This is a genomic window from Anaerofustis stercorihominis, from assembly GCF_024623185.1.
Classification (GTDB): Bacteria; Bacillota; Clostridia; order Eubacteriales; family Anaerofustaceae; genus Anaerofustis.
The window spans coordinates 1-17,686 of the sequence record NZ_JANJZK010000008.1; the positions used below are offsets into that span (position 1 = coordinate 1).

The 17,686-nt window shown below is 33.9% G+C and carries 10 protein-coding genes and 1 riboswitch; of the genes, 6 read left to right on the forward strand and 4 right to left on the reverse strand.

The features are described 5' to 3' along the window. Positions 1-188 precede the first annotated feature (188 nt). Positions 189-1,469 carry a hypothetical protein gene (locus tag NSA01_RS05915; RefSeq protein ID WP_257480574.1) on the reverse strand — a complete coding sequence of 427 codons (1,281 nt, stop codon included), beginning with the start codon at positions 1,467-1,469 and terminating at the stop codon, positions 189-191. Between the two features lie 124 nt (positions 1,470-1,593). After that, a riboswitch (THF riboswitch) is annotated at positions 1,594-1,685 on the forward strand. A gap of 64 nt (positions 1,686-1,749) precedes the next feature. Here NSA01_RS05915 and NSA01_RS05920 point away from each other — a divergent pair. Next, on the forward strand, positions 1,750-2,283 hold the full coding sequence (locus NSA01_RS05920; RefSeq protein WP_257480575.1) for a folate family ECF transporter S component: 534 nt from the start codon (positions 1,750-1,752) through the stop codon (positions 2,281-2,283). A 16-nt stretch (positions 2,284-2,299) separates the two neighbouring features. Beyond that, on the forward strand, positions 2,300-3,973 hold the full coding sequence (locus tag NSA01_RS05925; protein WP_257480576.1) for a formate--tetrahydrofolate ligase: 1,674 nt from the start codon (positions 2,300-2,302) through the stop codon (positions 3,971-3,973). A 419-nt stretch (positions 3,974-4,392) separates the two neighbouring features. Here the strand turns inward: NSA01_RS05925 and NSA01_RS05930 are convergent, their stop codons facing one another. The 3 genes from NSA01_RS05930 to NSA01_RS05940 form a co-directional block, all read right to left on the reverse strand. Next, positions 4,393-5,640 (reverse strand): glutamate-5-semialdehyde dehydrogenase, encoded by a 1,248-nt coding sequence (locus NSA01_RS05930; RefSeq protein ID WP_257480577.1) that lies wholly within the window; start codon positions 5,638-5,640, stop codon positions 4,393-4,395. 10 nt (positions 5,641-5,650) lie between these two features. Beyond that, the gene (proB, locus tag NSA01_RS05935) at positions 5,651-6,439 is read right to left on the reverse strand and encodes a glutamate 5-kinase (protein WP_257480578.1); all 789 of its coding nucleotides are present in this window, start codon (positions 6,437-6,439) and stop codon (positions 5,651-5,653) included. A gap of 133 nt (positions 6,440-6,572) precedes the next feature. After that, positions 6,573-7,595: an alcohol dehydrogenase catalytic domain-containing protein gene (locus tag NSA01_RS05940; RefSeq protein WP_257480660.1), complete on the reverse strand. Its 1,023-nt coding sequence runs from the start codon at positions 7,593-7,595 to the stop codon at positions 6,573-6,575. 1,174 nt (positions 7,596-8,769) lie between these two features. On the opposite strand from NSA01_RS05940, the gene NSA01_RS05945 reads away from it, so the two are divergent. The 4 genes from NSA01_RS05945 to NSA01_RS05960 all read left to right on the forward strand — a co-directional run bounded on the left by NSA01_RS05945 (position 8,770) and on the right by NSA01_RS05960 (position 17,668). Next, positions 8,770-9,204, forward strand: coding sequence for a hypothetical protein (locus tag NSA01_RS05945; protein ID WP_257480579.1), 435 nt, complete (start codon positions 8,770-8,772; stop codon positions 9,202-9,204). A 32-nt stretch (positions 9,205-9,236) separates the two neighbouring features. Continuing rightward, positions 9,237-10,235, forward strand: a complete 999-nt coding sequence (locus NSA01_RS05950; protein ID WP_257480661.1) for a leucine-rich repeat domain-containing protein — start codon at positions 9,237-9,239, stop codon at positions 10,233-10,235. A gap of 831 nt (positions 10,236-11,066) precedes the next feature. Further along, positions 11,067-14,492: a pyruvate carboxylase gene (locus tag NSA01_RS05955; RefSeq protein ID WP_257480580.1), complete on the forward strand. Its 3,426-nt coding sequence runs from the start codon at positions 11,067-11,069 to the stop codon at positions 14,490-14,492. Between the two features lie 149 nt (positions 14,493-14,641). Next, entirely contained in the window at positions 14,642-17,668 is a 3,027-nt protein-coding gene (locus NSA01_RS05960) for a DEAD/DEAH box helicase (protein WP_257480581.1), read from the forward strand. Positions 17,669-17,686: the final 18 nt, after the last annotated feature.

A 17,686-nucleotide genomic window follows, 5' to 3' on the forward strand; every position in this document is an offset into this window, starting at 1 on the left:
CTTAGGCACCGCGCCCAGCGGAAGCATTTAACTCAAAGTTTTTTTGCTTCGGAAAAAAGATGGTCGCCTTTAGGGCGAAATCTAAAAGATAGCAAGGCAAAGCCTTGCACAAAAAAGGTCTTAGGATTTTCCTAAGACCTTTGGGTTTTAGGTGCAAAGCCCCTGATATTTGTTTCTTTAAAAAGAAATTAGTGAAGCCTTTTACCCCCGAGCCTTGTGAAATCTCTGTAGAATTCTTTGTAGTAGTTTGGCATTGCGGAGGGTACTTTTGCTTTTATGGGGCTTAGTGCCTGCCTTGAAACCGCACACAGTGCAAATATGCTTTCGTGAAGCTTCAAGTCGTTTACAGTACCGCCCTTTAACATTTCCCTTCCTCTTATGATAAGGTCTCCTCCGAAGATGAAGCTGTCGCCTCCGACGGAGTTTATCGCGTGTACCAAGTCATTTGCTGCAAGGGTATCTTTTATGTAGATGTCCTCTACATTTTTAAGCTTGCTGGTGCCGTCGGCAACGCTCGCTATCACTGCAAGATACGGCATTAAATCGGGTACTTTGCTTATGTCTATATTAAAGGCGTTTATCCTGTTCGGTCTTGCTATTATATCTCCTTTGGGGCTTGCCAGTATGTCTATACCTATTACTTTTAAAATATCCAGAAGTTTTTTATTGTCCTGCCTGCTTTTTAGGTTCAAATCCTTAACCATTACCTTATGACCGAGAGCACTTGCTGTTATCCATACACTTGCCATGGTAAAGTCGTTTTCTATTGTTACATTACATGGTTCATATTTTGTATTTATGATATCGAACTCTTTAAAGTTTTTGTTTTTTACGTCTATTTCAAAGTCCTTTAATATTTGAATGGTTCTGTTTATATAAGCCTTATCTTTTATCTCTCCGAGGATAATCACTTTAGAGGCTCTGTAGGCTCTGGGAAGCATTGAGAGAAGTGTGGATAAACATTCCTTTTCGATGTCGGCTCTTATATAAAAAACGGATTTATCAATACTTGTCTTTATTTTTATGGGATATTCACCTTTTTCCATTTGGATTTTTGTAAATCCCTTTTCAAAAAAGAGGCTGTAGAATGAATTTAAAGGATTTTGTATGATAACATTCTTATATTTAAGATTGAATTTAGTCTTGGATATAAGTAAAATGGGCGCAAAAGTCCTAAGCAGATTTAAATTGTTCCTAAGGTCTATTTCTTTTAAATCTATATCAAAAGGATATGAACCTTTTATCCTTAAAGTCTTTCTTTTTCCCTGATATTCGTCTACGGTTATACGTGCCCCCAGCAGACTTAATATATCCAGTATCTCCTTAGTTTCTTTATCGAATAAAACATTGTTTATAATACTTGTTTCGCTCGTGAAAAGGGAACATATCAAATATCTTTTTAAGTCTTCCAAAACCGGTTTAGCGGTAACTTTTCCGTTTAAAATCCTGTTATCAAGTGTTATCTCCATTTTTACCCCATAATCCCATTTTAAGATTTTACTTAATTTTACTATTTTTAAATCAAAATATCAATTATTTAATATATTTTTAATATTTTCTCCATATCGTAATTACTTTATGTTATAATATTTTCGCAGAGTAGATAAGATGCGTTAAGTGTTAAAGGATGGGAAGTTGCCTTTAAACGAAAACGAAAGTTGCGGTATCTTGTCGCGTCCGCTGTATATTTCATTTAAATATGTCATGAATAGCGGAGCTTTGTCTAGTAATACTTAGGAGGTAAGAAGTATGAATAGAGCAAGCTCTAGTTTAGTTAGTACGAGAAAAATCGTTTTCGCGGGACTATTAATTGCAATGGGGATAGTACTGAAGATGTTTGAAATCAGTGTGACACCTAATTTCAGGATCGGATTTACTACCGTTCCAACGATTTTTTCGGGGATACTCCTTGGACCGATTTATGGTTTTGCCATAGGGTTTTTGTCTGATTTTATCCAATTCGTTATAAAGTCGGACGGAGGTGCGTTCCACCTCGGTTTTACCCTCACAAGCGCCCTATACGGACTCATTCCCGGACTTATTGCAATGATGGTAAAAAGGAAAAACATCGAACTTAGCTTAAAACATGTTGTACTTATAGTAGTACTGTGTGAAATAATATGTTCGATAATTTTAAATACCGCATTCCTGATTCAGATGTACGGTTACGCTACGATAGCTATGATACCACAAAGGTTGATAAAAGCCGTAGTCATGATTTTTCTAAACAGTGCAATAATTTATTTTCTATATAATAATACTAAGAACAAAATAAAGGTTTAAGGAGAAGGATTTAAAAATGGGTTACAAAAGTGATATTGAAATTGCTCAGGAAGCAAAGATGGAAGACATCAGAGAAGTGGCAAAGAGAATAGGTTTAAGCGAAGACGATATAGAACTTTACGGAAAATATAAAGCAAAGGTAGACTACAACGTTTTAAAGAGGACTGAAGACAAAAAAGGAAAACTTATCCTTACTACTGCTATCAACCCCACTCCTGCGGGAGAAGGGAAGACCACTACCACCATAGGTGTTGCAGACGCCATAAGAAGGTTGGGGTACAGCACTATAATGGCACTTAGAGAACCTTCTCTCGGACCGGTGTTCGGTATAAAAGGCGGAGCTGCCGGAGGCGGATATGCTCAGGTCGTTCCTATGGAAGACATCAATCTTCATTTTACCGGTGATTTACATGCTCTTACTGCGGCTAACAATCTCCTTGCGGCTATGATAGATAATCATATCCAGCAGGGCAACGAGCTTAATATCGACACGAGAAGGATAGTTTGGAGAAGAGCTATCGACATGAACGACAGACAGCTTAGGAATATCGTCTGCGGTTTAGGCGGAAAAGTAAACGGGACACCTCGTGAAGACGGATTTGATATAACCGTAGCAAGCGAAGTCATGGCTATATTCTGTCTTGCCAATAATATCACAGATTTGAAAGAAAGACTGGGTAACATAGTTGCCGCATATGATATGGAGGGTAAGCCCGTTACAGCGAGAGATCTAAAAGCCAACGGAGCTATGGCGACACTTCTAAAAGACGCTTTAAAACCTAATTTGGTACAGTCTTTGGAAGGAACTCCAGCTTTTATTCACGGAGGACCTTTTGCGAATATCGCTCACGGCTGTAACAGCGTTATCGCTACAAAAATGGCAAGGCATTTTTGTGATTATGTAGTAACGGAAGCAGGTTTCGGGGCAGACCTCGGGGCGGAAAAATTCCTTGATATAAAATGCAGGCTTGCAGACCTTAAACCCGACGCTGTAATAATAGTTGCGACGGTAAAAGCACTTAAATATAACGGTGGAGTAAGCAAGAACGACCTTGGCAAAGAGAACTTGGAAGCTCTCGAAAAGGGACTTCCTAATTTACTCAAACACGTTGATAACATAAAGAATGTGTTCGGACTTCCTTGTGTTGTTGCTATAAATAAATTCGTCAATGATACCGATGAAGAAGTAAAACTCATTGAAGACAAATGCAGTGAGCTCGGCGTAAACGTAGTATTAAGCGAAGTTTGGGAAAAAGGCGGTAAAGGCGGAGAAGACCTTGCAAAAGAAGTTATAAGGCTTTGCGATGAAGAAAATAACTTTAAATTCTCTTATGACACTGATTTAAGCATTAAAGAAAAAATTGAAACGATAGCAAAAAAAGTATACGGAGCAGAGGGCGTTGACTTCCTTCCAAAGGCTAAGAAAGAAATGGATAATTTTGAAAAATTAGGTTTTGGAAATATGCCTATCTGTATAGCTAAAACTCAGTATTCACTTTCAGACGACCCAACAAAACTCGGTAAACCGGAAGGTTTCAGAATAACCATCAAAGATATGACCGTTTCTGCGGGTGCGGGCTTTATAGTAGCACTTGCGGGGGACGTTATGAAAATGCCGGGGCTTGGAAAAGAACCCGCTGCATTTAAAATTGATGTCGACGAAAACGGAAAGATATCGGGATTATTTTAGAAGTATTGTTATAGAAAATAAAACTATATTTAAGACCGTGAAAGCGGTCTTTTTTGTTTATGATTTTAAATAATCGTGTAGTGATATTTAGAATTTAAAAATTCAAGGTTCAAAAAATTAAGCAGGTTTTGTGTTTGGATTTTATGAGAAGCAGAGTGGGATTATATGATTTATCATTAAAGGCTTTAAATATAAAAGGGGCTGAAATATTTAAATTTTAATGGGTAATATTTGATTAGAAAATTATGTTTTAAAGTAATATGGAGTATTATCGGAGGTTTGGGTAAGGTTGATTATTAAAATTGAGTTGATTGGGATTTTAACGTGAATATAGGTTGGTTAGGGGCGCGGAATCTGCCGAAGGCAGGCGTAGTGCCCCGTAAGGTAAATAAAAAAGCTCCCATATGGGAGCTTTTATTTTATCTTATCTGTCCGCTGCCGGTAATAACGTATTTTATTGTAGTAAGTTCATTAAGTCCCATAGGTCCTCTTGGAAGGGTCCTTTGAGTCGCTATACCTATTTCGCTTCCGAAACCGAATTCTTCACCGTCTGTAAATCTTGTTGAAACATTCACATAGACACATGCACTGTCTATTTTGGAAGTAAATAAATTCATGCTTTCGATATTGTTTGTAACTATGCATTCGGAGTGCTTTGTTGAATATTTATTGATATGATTTATCGCTTCCTCTATGTTTTCTACAATTTTTACTGCGATTATATAATCGTTGTATTCTGTCTTGTAATCTTCTTCGGTGGCTTTTTTTGCTTTGCTTCCGAGGATTTTTACAGTCCTTTCATCTCCTCTGAATTCCACATTATGTTCTTTGAGCTTACTATATATAAGAGGAAGGACTTCTTCTGCTTTCTTTTCATGAATTAGAAGTGTCTCCAATGAATTGCATACGCTTGGTCTTTGTGTTTTCCCATTGTCTGTCAAATCAACAGCCATATCGTTATCGGCAAATTCATCTATATATATATGACAGTTTCCCGCTCCCGTTTCGATGAATGGAACAGTTGCGATATCTTTTATAGACCTTATCAGTCCCGCACTTCCTCTTGGGATCAATACATCTATATATTCCGTAAGCTTAGCCATTTCGGATACATATTTTCTGTCCGTGTCGGAAACCAGCTGGATTACATCGTGATTGAGTCCTGCTTTTTTTACGGCACCCCTCATTACTTCTACAAGCCTTGTATTTGTATTTATCGCTTCTTTACCGCCTCTTAGGATACACGCATTACCGGATTTTAGGCATAAACATCCCGCGTCGACCGTAACGTTCGGACGTGATTCGAATATTATACCAACGACTCCGTAAGGGACTCTCTTTATTACTATCTCCATTCCGTTTGGTCTTTTGGACCCTCCGGAAATGATACCGACAGGGTCTTTTAAATTGATGACTTTGTCTATAGAATTTGCTATAGCTTTTATTCTGTCTTCGTCAAGAGTAAGCCTGTCTATCATGGACTCTTTCATCCCATTTGCTTTGGCATTTATAATATCTTCTTTGTTAGCTTTAATGATACTTTTCATGTTGCTTATGAGTTCATTTTTGATGCACTCAAGAGCTTCGTTCTTTTTGTTCGTATTCAAATCGCTTATGCTTCTGCCTGCTATCTTAGCTTTTTTGCCTAAACTGTTCATATTAAACATCTGTATTTCCTCACTTTCTTACTTTAAATAACGTTCCTTTGTTTTCTCCGTCAAAGAGACTGTATAAATCGTTAGGGTCTTTTGATGATAAAATTACCATATCAAAATTATTTTCAAAGGCTATTTGTCCCGCTTTGATCTTGGTTATCATTCCTCCGGTACCGAGGTTATTTACCGCGTCGGAACAGCAGTTTACTATATCGTCGGTTATTTCTTCAACGACTTCTATCCTCTTTGCATCTTTATTCTTACTTGGATTATCTGTGTAAAGTCCGTCTATATCCGTTAGGATAACTAATAGGTCTGCTTTTATGATTGAACTTACTATGGCAGATAATGTGTCGTTATCTCCGAATTCAAGTTCTTCCGTGCTTACCGTATCGTTTTCGTTTACTATCGGTATGACGTTGTATTTAAGCAGTTTATCAAATGTGCTGGTTATTTTAAGGATATCTTCCTTTTCTGAAATTACATCATTGGTAAGAAGGACCTGTGCTACGTTATGGTTGTATTCCGAAAATAATTTATCGTATAAATACATAAGTTCGCACTGTCCTATGGCTGCGAGAGCCTGCTTTTGAGATAAGTCCTTGGGTTTTCTGTCTATCCCGAGCTTACCCATTCCGACCCCTACCGCTCCCGAAGAAACAAGGATTATATCCCTTCCGGAATTTTTAAGGTCTGCAATTATTTTCACCAAATGCTCCACTCTTCTTATATTTATATTTCCCGTCTTATGAGTAAGAGTGGAAGTTCCTATTTTTATGACGATTTTTTTTGCTTTCACTACGTTTTTCATAATCTATCCTTAATTTTAGTTTATTTATTATTATATAATAAAACAAGCAGGATTGTAAAGAAAACTAATGTATAATAATTTAAATATAGATTAAAAAAGAAGTCTAGAAAACTAAACTTCTTTTTATTTATATTTAATTATATGTTATGTAGTTCTTTATCACATTCCCTTCATGATGGTTCATCAATGCTTCTTTTACATTTTCCAGCTTGTATTCGTTATAAAGGAAATCCTTCTCGTCTATGACTTTCATCTTTAATAGTTCAAATGCTTGATTTACATATAAAGGCGTCGTATGATAAAGTCCTTTTATTGTGATTTGAGAATAATGAAGCAGTTTTGTATCTACAGTAAGTTCTTCTCCCGCTTTTGTTCCTCCGTAAAGAAGTGCAAATCCTCCCGGACGGACCATGTTGATAGACATCTGCCATACTTTTACGCTTCCCGCTGCTTCTACGGCAGCGTCGACTCCTCTTTTTCCCGGGGTCAAATCTTTGACAGCCTGAACTTGGTCGTCGACTTCTTCTATATTTATTATATCATGAGCACCGAGCTTCTTAGCTGCTTCAAGTCTCACTTTGCTTTTGTCGCAGGCTATGACTCTTGCCCCTTTTAAATATAAAAGTCTTATAAACATAAGTCCCGACGGACCGCATCCGTTTACAGCTACGTAGTCTCCCTGTTCAACGGGTATCTCAGAAACTCCGTAAGCCGCACACGCAAAAGGTTCGAGAAGTGCCGCCTGTTTAAAGCTCATATCATCAGGGATATGGAACATATTTTGTTTTACTATTATTTCCGGTATGAGCTGATACTCGCTGAAACCTCCGTTTTTGAGCTGATTTGTAATGAGGTTTTCACACATGCAGTGTATTCCTTTTTTGCAGTAGTAACATTCGTTGCACGGAGCCGAATTATGAGCCACCACTCTGTCTCCGACTTTGAATTTAGTAACTCCTTCTCCCACTTCTGCGACTACACCGCTGCATTCGTGACCTATGTTATACGGAGGCGTATGTTTTGCATATCCTCTGATATAACTTTTTACATCTGAACCGCAGGTAAGAGAAACTTCATTTTTTATAAGTACTTCCCCTTTTCCCGCTTTCGGTCTTTCGCATTCTATGAGCCTTAAATCTCCCGGCTCGTATAACATTACCTTTCTCAATTTTTCTACCTCGCTTAATATTTTATTAAGTATAGTTTAGCACTATTTTATTTCTTTGTCATTATTTTATTTCATCATCGGGGCACTGCGCCTCACTTCGTGAGATTCCGCGCCCCGAAGCGAGGAGGATATGAATAATACTATTTTCACGTAATCAATACGATGTTTTGATTTACGGTTGTTTTATGAAATCAAAGAAAACACGGATTTCTTTAATATTGTAAAAAATTATAAAAAAACACATAAAATTGGTATAAATAACATTATATTAATATTATAAGTAAAAATGACTGTAAGGGTTTTAATTGATATTACCTGATTTATAAAAATAAAAGATATCAATGAAAAAATAAAAATATTTCACTTGAAATTTTAATTAGAAAAGAAATAAAGAATTTATTAAATATTATTTTACTTTGGATATCTGTCTGAAACATTAATTTAAAAGATGTATTATTTATGGTATATAAGATTTCTATTTGTGATTAGAATTAAGAAAATTTAAAATATTACTCCGATTTGATATAAATATATCCGAGAATAACAAATTAAACTTAAAAATAAAGACTTATACTATCAGAAAGGCATTATCTTTTGACTTAAATGATTATTCCGAAGAGCAAATGAAGATAGTATTTATCTGTATAATCGGCAGTTTAAGGAAACACCATTACGGAAATGAAATAATATTTCCGGTACATATAAAATATTTTGTCAGGCTTTTTATATTAGGGAATGATATTATGTTGTCAAGGAAGAGGACAGAAAATCAAGATTTGAAGATATACTTTTAGTATTTTTAAATCGGTTATAAAAAGAAAAAAGTTAAAGATATGTAAGATTTTGGGCGTACTAAAAAAATAAAAAAAAGTGAGATAGAAAAAATTTAAGATAAGAATACAGGAAGTAAATTTCAGGGAGTTTATAATAATAAACTTCTTTTTTTATTTTAATTACTTTGATACCTTTGTATAAAATAAAAATTTTTATTAATTATATTGTATTTCATGACATGATTTTTGTATTTTATGCAAAAAATGTAGGATAATATTGGTCTTCTGTTATATTAATGTCAGTAAAAGAAATGGTTTTATATTAAATAAAACATATAAAATTTTTTAGTGAAATAAAACAAAATCAAATTTAAGAAAGGGAGATAATTATGAAAAAAAGAATTACAGCGATGTTGGTTTCTGTTTTAATGTTGTCATCGTTAATTATATCGCCTGTTTGGGCTTCAAATATTGGTGAAGCAAAACAAGAAGTTAAAAATGAAAATGAAGCTGTAACAACTCAAACACAGCCTCAGATAAATGATAATCAAACAAAAACTGCTGAGAATGAAAAAAAGGCAGAGGATAGTATAACTAAATCTTCTGAAGATGTATATGCCAAATCGGTAGGGGATACTTTTACTGACGGAAATTTTGATTTTAAGATTTTAAAAGACGGCACAGTAAGTGTATCTAGACAATCCCGCAGTTTAGGCGGAGATATTGTTATTCCCGCAAATGTGGAGAATAATGGAATTAAATATACCGTTACCGTTATTGAAGAATATGGTTTTACAAAAAACATGTTAATGATGCAGATATAACTTCTGTTGTTATACCTGATACGGTAACAACGATTGGTTCTTTTTCATTTACATCCAGTAAAATAAAAACTATTTATATCCCTGAATCCGTAGTTTTAATGGGACAATATGTATTTTCAACTTCAAGTATTGAGACTGTTTATCACTGGTCTAAAAATTTAACGAGTATACCTAGAGAGACTTTTTCTTCCAGTAAGATAAATAATTTAGATTGGATACCGGATACGGTTACAAAGTTAGATTATGGTGCATTTGCTCGTTGTAATGAATTGAAGGGGAATATTATCATTCCCGAAAGTATAAATACATTAGGAAATTATGCTTTTGCATCATGTATTAATGCTACCTCTTTTACCGGTAATGGGGTTACCAGTGTACAAAACTGGGCTTTTGCACTGGAGTCGATAATTCCAAATGACAGTAGTTTGAAATTTGTGTCATTACCTAATTTGGAAAATATTCCTGATGAACTTATGGCTCCTAATGCTAATCGTTATATAAGTAATTTAATACTGGATAAAATAGAGTTGGCATGTAAAGTTAACGGAGAAACTGATTTGGATAACTATATACCAAATTATTTAAAGGTAATAACCTGTGACGGCAGCAAAGATGATACATATAAAAGTTTAGGTTTGTCTTTAGATGTTATCAAAACACATCTATACTCCGGATGGAAAGAAGTAAAATCTCCGATTATCGTTAAAGACGGAAATAAAAAAGTAAAAGAAGTAACTATGGAAAAAGTGTGTATCAGATGTAAAAAAAAGGAAACTAAAATCATTTATGAAAATATAAACGACAGCGAGGTTGCACCTGATAATGACAGCGGAAAGATAGATAAAAATGATTCAAACGGAGATAGCGGCAATGATAATAAAAATGCTGCAAAAACGAATAATGACGAAAATACCAAGCAAAACACCAAAACTCCGAACACCTCAGACGTCAGTAATTTACCTTTATACGGAGGAATGATCATTATAGCACTGGGCGGTATGGGATTTGTATTAAAGAGAAAATATATCTAAATAAAAATTTACTTTACGGTATAATTATATGCCTCTATTGATACTTTGATCAATAAAAGAATTATATTCTTATTTCCCCGATAAATAAATATGATGTTATCAAAAGTATCTTAGGATATAGAGAAAATCAATATTAAAAAGCTCCTGATTATAAGGGGCTTTTTAATATTGGGGAATTTTGTATATATGATATTTTGACGTTTATTTATCGAATATGATGCGGGGCGCGGTATATACGTGTATTAATATGGTCTTTAAAATAATTTACAGCCATCGACAATTTATCTAATATATACTAAATTTATATTAGATGTGGATATTAAATTAGATAGGATTAAAATCAAATAAAATTTTATAAGAGAAAAGGATGTAACATGTTTATAATGAGAATTTCTTTCATCGGTATGCTGATGTATGCAGTGTAAATGTTTTTAAGAAATAGGATATCTGACTTCCCCCCTGGGATTTATAGAAGGTATAGATATTGCTTTGATGATATTTGGAATTATACACATGATGATAAGTTTTATAAATAAAAGAAATCTATATAACGGAGAAAATATAATGCGTTGCTGAATTAAGATGTCTTTTTTAATTATCAAGAGTTGTAAAGTCTTGAATTAAAAGATATATGTAACATATGTTACGAAGTATTTAAAGGAAAAGCAGTATAATATAAACAGGAAATATATGTAAAAATAGAACTGAATAATTATTAGCTTTGATTTATAAATATAACGTGTTTTTTATAATAATACATAAAAAGTCTTTTAAAATGTCTGTAAATTTAGTATAATATTATGAATATTAAAATGGAACAAGGAGGCAGAAATGAAAAAATTTAAAAGAGTTTTAATCGCAAACCGTGGTGAAATAGCGATCAGAATTATCAGAGCCGTTCAGGAACTGGGCATGAAAGCTATTTGCATCTACTGCGAAGAAGATAAATTATCACTTTTCAGAAGCAAAGCAGACGAGGCGTATCTGATAAAAGGGATAAATTCACCTACGGATGCCTATTTGAATATAGAAGCAATAATCGAACTTGCAAAAGCCAAAAATATCGACGCTATTCATCCCGGATACGGATTTTTATCGGAAAATCCTATTTTCGCGGCTGAATGTGAAAAAGCGGGTATCAAATTTATAGGTCCCTCTTCCGATGTAATAGAACTGCTCGGAAACAAGGTAAATGCTAAGGAAGCAGCTATCGAAGCCGGGGTAAGTGTGCTTGACGGAGTAAAAGTAGAAACTCCCGAAGAAGCTAAAGAAATCAGCTCCAAAATCGGATATCCGGTAATCATAAAAGCCAGTGCAGGCGGCGGCGGCAGAGGTATGAGAGTATGCGAAAGAGAAGATGATTTAAGAAATCAATTCGAGTCTGCCGTGAGAGAAGCCAAGAAAGCCTTCAATAACGGAGAAGTATTTATCGAAAAATATGTAAGGGCTCCGAGACACGTTGAAGCTCAAATATTAGCCGATGAATACGGTCATATAGTGCATTTATTTGAAAGGGACTGTTCTATTCAAAGAAGACATCAAAAGATAATAGAATTCTCTCCTTCACAGTCTATAAGCGAAGAAACCAGAAGAGCTATCTGCGAAGAAAGCGTCAACCTTGCAAAACACGTTGGATATACGAATGCGGGTACTGTAGAATTCTTGGTCGATGAAAATGAAAAGCATTATTTCATGGAAGTAAATCCAAGGATACAAGTAGAGCATACGGTTACTGAACTTGTAACAAACGTTGACCTTGTACAGGCTCAGATACTTATTGCCGAAGGATATAAACTAACGGACGAAGAAATAAACATAAAATCTCAGGAAGATATCAAAATGAGCGGAGCTGCTATAGAGTGCAGGGTGACTACCGAAAACGTACTTAATAACTTCATGCCGGACACAGGTAAGATAGATGTTTACAAGACAGGTTCAGGTCCAGGGGTAAGACTCGACGGAGGAAACGGGTTTGTAGGTTCGGAAATAACTCCTTATTTTGATAGTCTGCTCGTTAAGACGACTACATACGCAAGAGATTTTGATAAGGCAAGAAAGAAGATGATAAGGACTTTAAAGGAACATGAAATAGAAGGTGTTTCTACAAATAAAGACTTCCTTATCAACGTTTTGGAACATGAAGACTTCAAGAAGGGGATATGTAATACGAACTTTATTGAAGATCATCCGGAACTGTTTGATATTTCCGATTTTGATAATCAAACACTTAAACTGCTTGAATATTTGGCTAAGACAACTCTTGCAAAGAATGACAGTTCAAGGGAAATGCTTCCTAAGATAGAAGTCCCTATTTATCAGGATATGCCTAAATTAAGCGGAACAAAGCAGATTTTGGACGAAAAGGGTCCTGACGGGCTTGTTCAGTGGATAAAAGACCAAAAACAGCTTTTATTCATGGATACGACCATGCGTGACGCTCAGCAGTCACTGTTTGCAACGAGAATGAGAACGAATGATTTCCTTAAGATAGCCGAAAGCGTAAGCAGATACGAAAAAGATATATATGCTTTGGAAATGTGGGGAGGAGCTACATTCGATACATCTTATCGTTTCTTAAAAGAATCTCCATGGTCAAGACTTGAACTTCTCAGAGAAATGATACCTAATATCTTATTCCAAATGCTTCTTAGAGGCTCCAATGCGGTTGGATATAAGAATTATCCGGACAATGTAATAAAAGCTTTCATCAAGCAAAGTGCCGAAAGCGGTATAGATGTATTCAGAGTATTCGACTCTCTAAACTGGTTAGACCAAATCAAGCCTTCAGTTGAAGAAGTATTGAAGCTCGGTAAGGTTGCTGAAGTAGCGATTTGTTACTCAGGAGATATCCTCGATAAGAACAAGACAAAATATACTCTTGATTATTATGTCAAGAAAGCTAAAGAAGTCGAAGCGATGGGAGCACATATCTTAGCGATAAAAGATATGTCGGGACTGCTTAAACCTGCCGCTGCAATGAGACTTGCAAAAGCACTTAAAGACGAAATAAGTATCCCTATCCATTTCCATACACACGATACTGCCGGAAACGGTGTATCAAGTATGCTGATGGCAAGTGCCGCGGGAGTTGATATCGTAGATGCAGCCGTTTCATCCATGAGCGGCACCACATCTCAGCCTTCTCTTGATTCCATAGTTGCTGCTATTGAACATACACCGAGAGAAAGCAACATCAATGTGGATGATATCCAAGTAATCAGCGATTACTACGAAAAAGCGAGAAGATATTATACCGGGTTTGAATCCGGGCTTAAGACGGGTACTACTCAGATTTACAAATACGAAGTACCGGGAGGTCAGTATTCCAATCTTAAATCTCAGGTAGAAAGTTTTGGGCTTGGTCACAGATTTACCGATGTTCTTGAAAAATATAAAGAAGCTAACGAACTTCTAAGAGACATTATAAAAGTAACGCCGACTTCAAAGGTAGTAGGTGACTTTGCTATATTCATGCTTCAAAATGATTTGGATAAAGAAAATATCTATGAAAAAGGAAAAGACTTGGCGTTCCCTGACAGCGTCGTGGATTTCTTCAAGGGTATGATAGGTCAGCCTGAATGGGGATTTGACGAAAAACTCAGAGAAGTAGTCCTTAAGGGGGCAGAGTTTGTGAATAAAAGACCGGGACTTCTTCTTCCCGATGAAGATTTTGATAAGATAAAAGCGGAATTCAAAGAAGAATTCAATATGGATCTAAATAACAAACAAGTATTATCCGCCGCTTTATATCCTAAAGTATACAAAGAATATTTAAGATTTAAAGATACTTACGGAGACCTTACTTACATGTCTTCCGACGCATTCTTCAGCGGACTTGCAAAAGGTGAAGAAACTGAAGTATTCTTCGGTGAAGGTAAGTCTCATGTTATCAAGTTGGTAAGGATAGGACGTACTCATGCCGACGGTAACAAACGTATGGTATTCGAAGTTGACGGTTTCAGACGTGCATTATACGTTGAAGACCCTAATGCGATACGTTCTCAGGTAATGAGTCAGGCTGTTGAAATGGCTGACAGCAATAATGATAAACATATCGGCTCTCCTATACCGGGTTCTGTTATCAAAGTAAACGTGGCAATAGGGGATAAAGTAGAGAAAAATCAAGCGGTCTGCGTCGTTGAAGCGATGAAGATGGAAACAGAAGTCGTTTCTCCCGTGGAAGGCGTCATAAAAGATGTTCTCGTACAGGAACTTGACAGCGTAAAAGCGGGACAGTTACTAATAGAACTTGAATAGTAAAAATATAATAGATTAATAAAAACAGCAGAGGATTTTCTTTGCTGTTTTTTAATATATTTGTATATTAATGTAATATTATATATTATTCTTGTATAAGATTAAAAAAAATAATATAATTAATATATACTTTTTAAGAGGGGAATTATATGAAAAATATAACAGAATATTTTCGTAATTCAATAATAGCAAGTTCACAAATTACCATTGATTATAAAAAAGAAAAGTTTTATAAAATTAACATAGATGAATTAAATGCCGGGAATCTTAACGAACAAGCTTCAAACTCTTTATGGTTAAAATATATAAATAATGATAAATTAAAAAAAGAAAAAGAATTTATAGATGTTATTATTGCTTTAAAAACAGTTAAAGCCAAATTTTTGGATTCTTGGAAATTAGAAAATAATATTGATGAGTTAACTTCTATTTTATTTTTGCCTGCAAGAATTGATAAATGCGGTACGTTAATGATTGCAGATGATGGGAAAATGCCTTGGATACCAAGAGAATTTTTAGAGCCAATGATAGAACCCCAATTATCCATAGGCAAGATTTCTACCTATGATTATTTTTTTGAAAGCACTACATTTGAAAGAAATAGTATTAAATCTTGGAAATCTTACTTTATATATGCTAAAAAATTATTTGAACATGTAACCCAAAGTGATTTTTCTTTAGATATAATTGAATATGGAGATAAACTGATAGAAACTGAGGGGAATGTATATATTTTTGAAGATACAACCGTTTCAGCTACTTTTCATATATTAAATTTATATAATCATTTACTTAAAAATAAAAAAGAAAATTTATTATATTCGAAATTAACAAATGGGAAAAGAGAAAGTAAAAAAGAACTGATAAAAAATACTGATATACAAAAAATGATAGAACATTTAGGGCAGATGGGAGGTGAATATGTTTTATCACCATCACAACGTGAGGCGGTCAATCATTTTAATAATATTGGCTACGGTGATATATTAGCAGTCAACGGTCCTCCAGGAACAGGGAAAACAACTCTCTTACAAAGTATTGTTGCAGATATGTATGTAAAAAAAGCAATTGCTGAAGAAAAAGCACCTATTATTGTTGCTTCATCAACAAATAATCAGGCTGTAACAAATATTATAGATTCCTTTGGAAAAATAAATAAACTTGGAATAAAAAATCTTGAAAAGAGATGGATAAAAGGTGTAAGCAGTTTTGCCACTTATTTCCCATCGTCATCAAAAATATCAGATGCAGAAAATAAGGGATATCAATATACAAACGTTAATGGTGAATTTTTTTTCGAAGAAGTAGAAAAAAAAGGTAATAAAGACGCATCATTAAATTTTTTCTTAAAGGAATTTAAGATATATTTTAATATTAATTCAAATCAAATAGATCTTGCATATTGTAAAAATACTATACTTAGAAAATTGAGAAAAATAAATTTAGAGCGAACACATTGCTTATCTTTAATGCGGAGAATTAAAAATATTATTAAAGATGAAAAATATTATGAGTATATAAATAATTTAACTAAAGAAATTTCTAATAATCAACAAGAAATAAATTTGCTTAATCAACAAATTTCTAATATAGATAAATTAACAAATAGATACTTAGAAAGATTATCAAGCTGGCAAAAGTCTTATAAAGAAATTTCCTGGTATATTAAGTTATTAAAATTCATTCCATATTTTAATAACAAGCTTATTTCTTGGACATACTCTTTTATTAATCGAGATGAATTGAGTTTTTTAAATCGTAAGATGTCAATAGACGAAATTGAATGTGCATATTATCAGAAAATTGATGAATTTGATATAAAATCTGTTGAATTAAAATCTAACTTAGATAAAATAAAAAAATATCAAGGTGATTTAACTAAACATAAATTATCATTGCAAAAGATAATGGAAGAATTTAAATATTCATTTGAAGAATTTAATATATATGGTATTGAAATACCTGACAATGAATTTTGGTATGATTTTGATATTTGTGAGATAAATAATTTATTAGATCGGATACGATATGTGGAATTTTGGATGTCGGTTCATTATTATGAATGCAGATGGCTACATGAAAAAAATGATATTACTGTTGGACAAAAACATACAACATTTGAGAATGTTTTAGATATTTTTTATCACAGACTTGCAATGATATCACCGTGTTTTGTCATGACTTTTTATATGCTTCCAAAGCAATTTTTCGCTTATGGTGGCAATAAGGATAATCATTATTATATGTATGACTACATAGATTTACTTATTATAGACGAATCTGGGCAAATATCTCCCGAAATAGCAGCTGCATCATTTTCATTAGCTAAAAAAGCATTGGTTGTCGGTGATGAAAAACAAATACCACCGGTTTGGAATACTACAAAAGCTTTAGATATTGCAATGGCAATTAATAAAAATGTAATTTCAAATAAACTTAAATTTAAATTATTAGAAGAAAATGGGCTTAACTGTTCCGAATCAAGTATTATGAAGGTTGCTGCTTTGTCGTGTGCTTATAATAAATATGATAACGGATTGTTTTTGTGTGAACATCGCAGGTGCTATAATGAAATAATTGAATACTGTAATAAGTTGGTTTATGGCGGGAATTTAGAGCCTTTAAGAGGAAGCTTTTTTGATATTGGTAATAATAATGTATTATATAATTTTCTTCCTCCGATGGGACATAAGCATATTGAAACAGAATTTTCACAAAGGGATGGTTGCAGCAGAAAAAATAATAAAGAAGCCTTATATATCATAGAATGGATAAGAGATAATTATTTAGGAATTATAGAAAAATATCAAAAGAATTATTCCGATCAAAATCTCGATCGTAAAAGTATTTTAGGTATTATTACACCATTTAAGAGTCAAAAAAAACTAATACTAAAATTAATGAAAAAAAAATTGCCTGACTATGAAAAATATATAGATGTAGGGACTGTTCATACTTTTCAAGGAGCAGAAAGAAAAATTATAATTTTTTCAAGTGTTTATGGTAGTAAAGACGGATGTTATTTTATAAATTATAATAAAAGTTTAATGAATGTTGCAGTATCTCGTGCAAAAGATTCTTTTCTTGTTTTTGGTGATAGAAACTGTCTAGTTGGTGATCTCTATTCTGCTGCATCATTGCTAAAAGAATTCACAAAACAAGAAATTTCTATATAATCCAGAGAAAATATATAA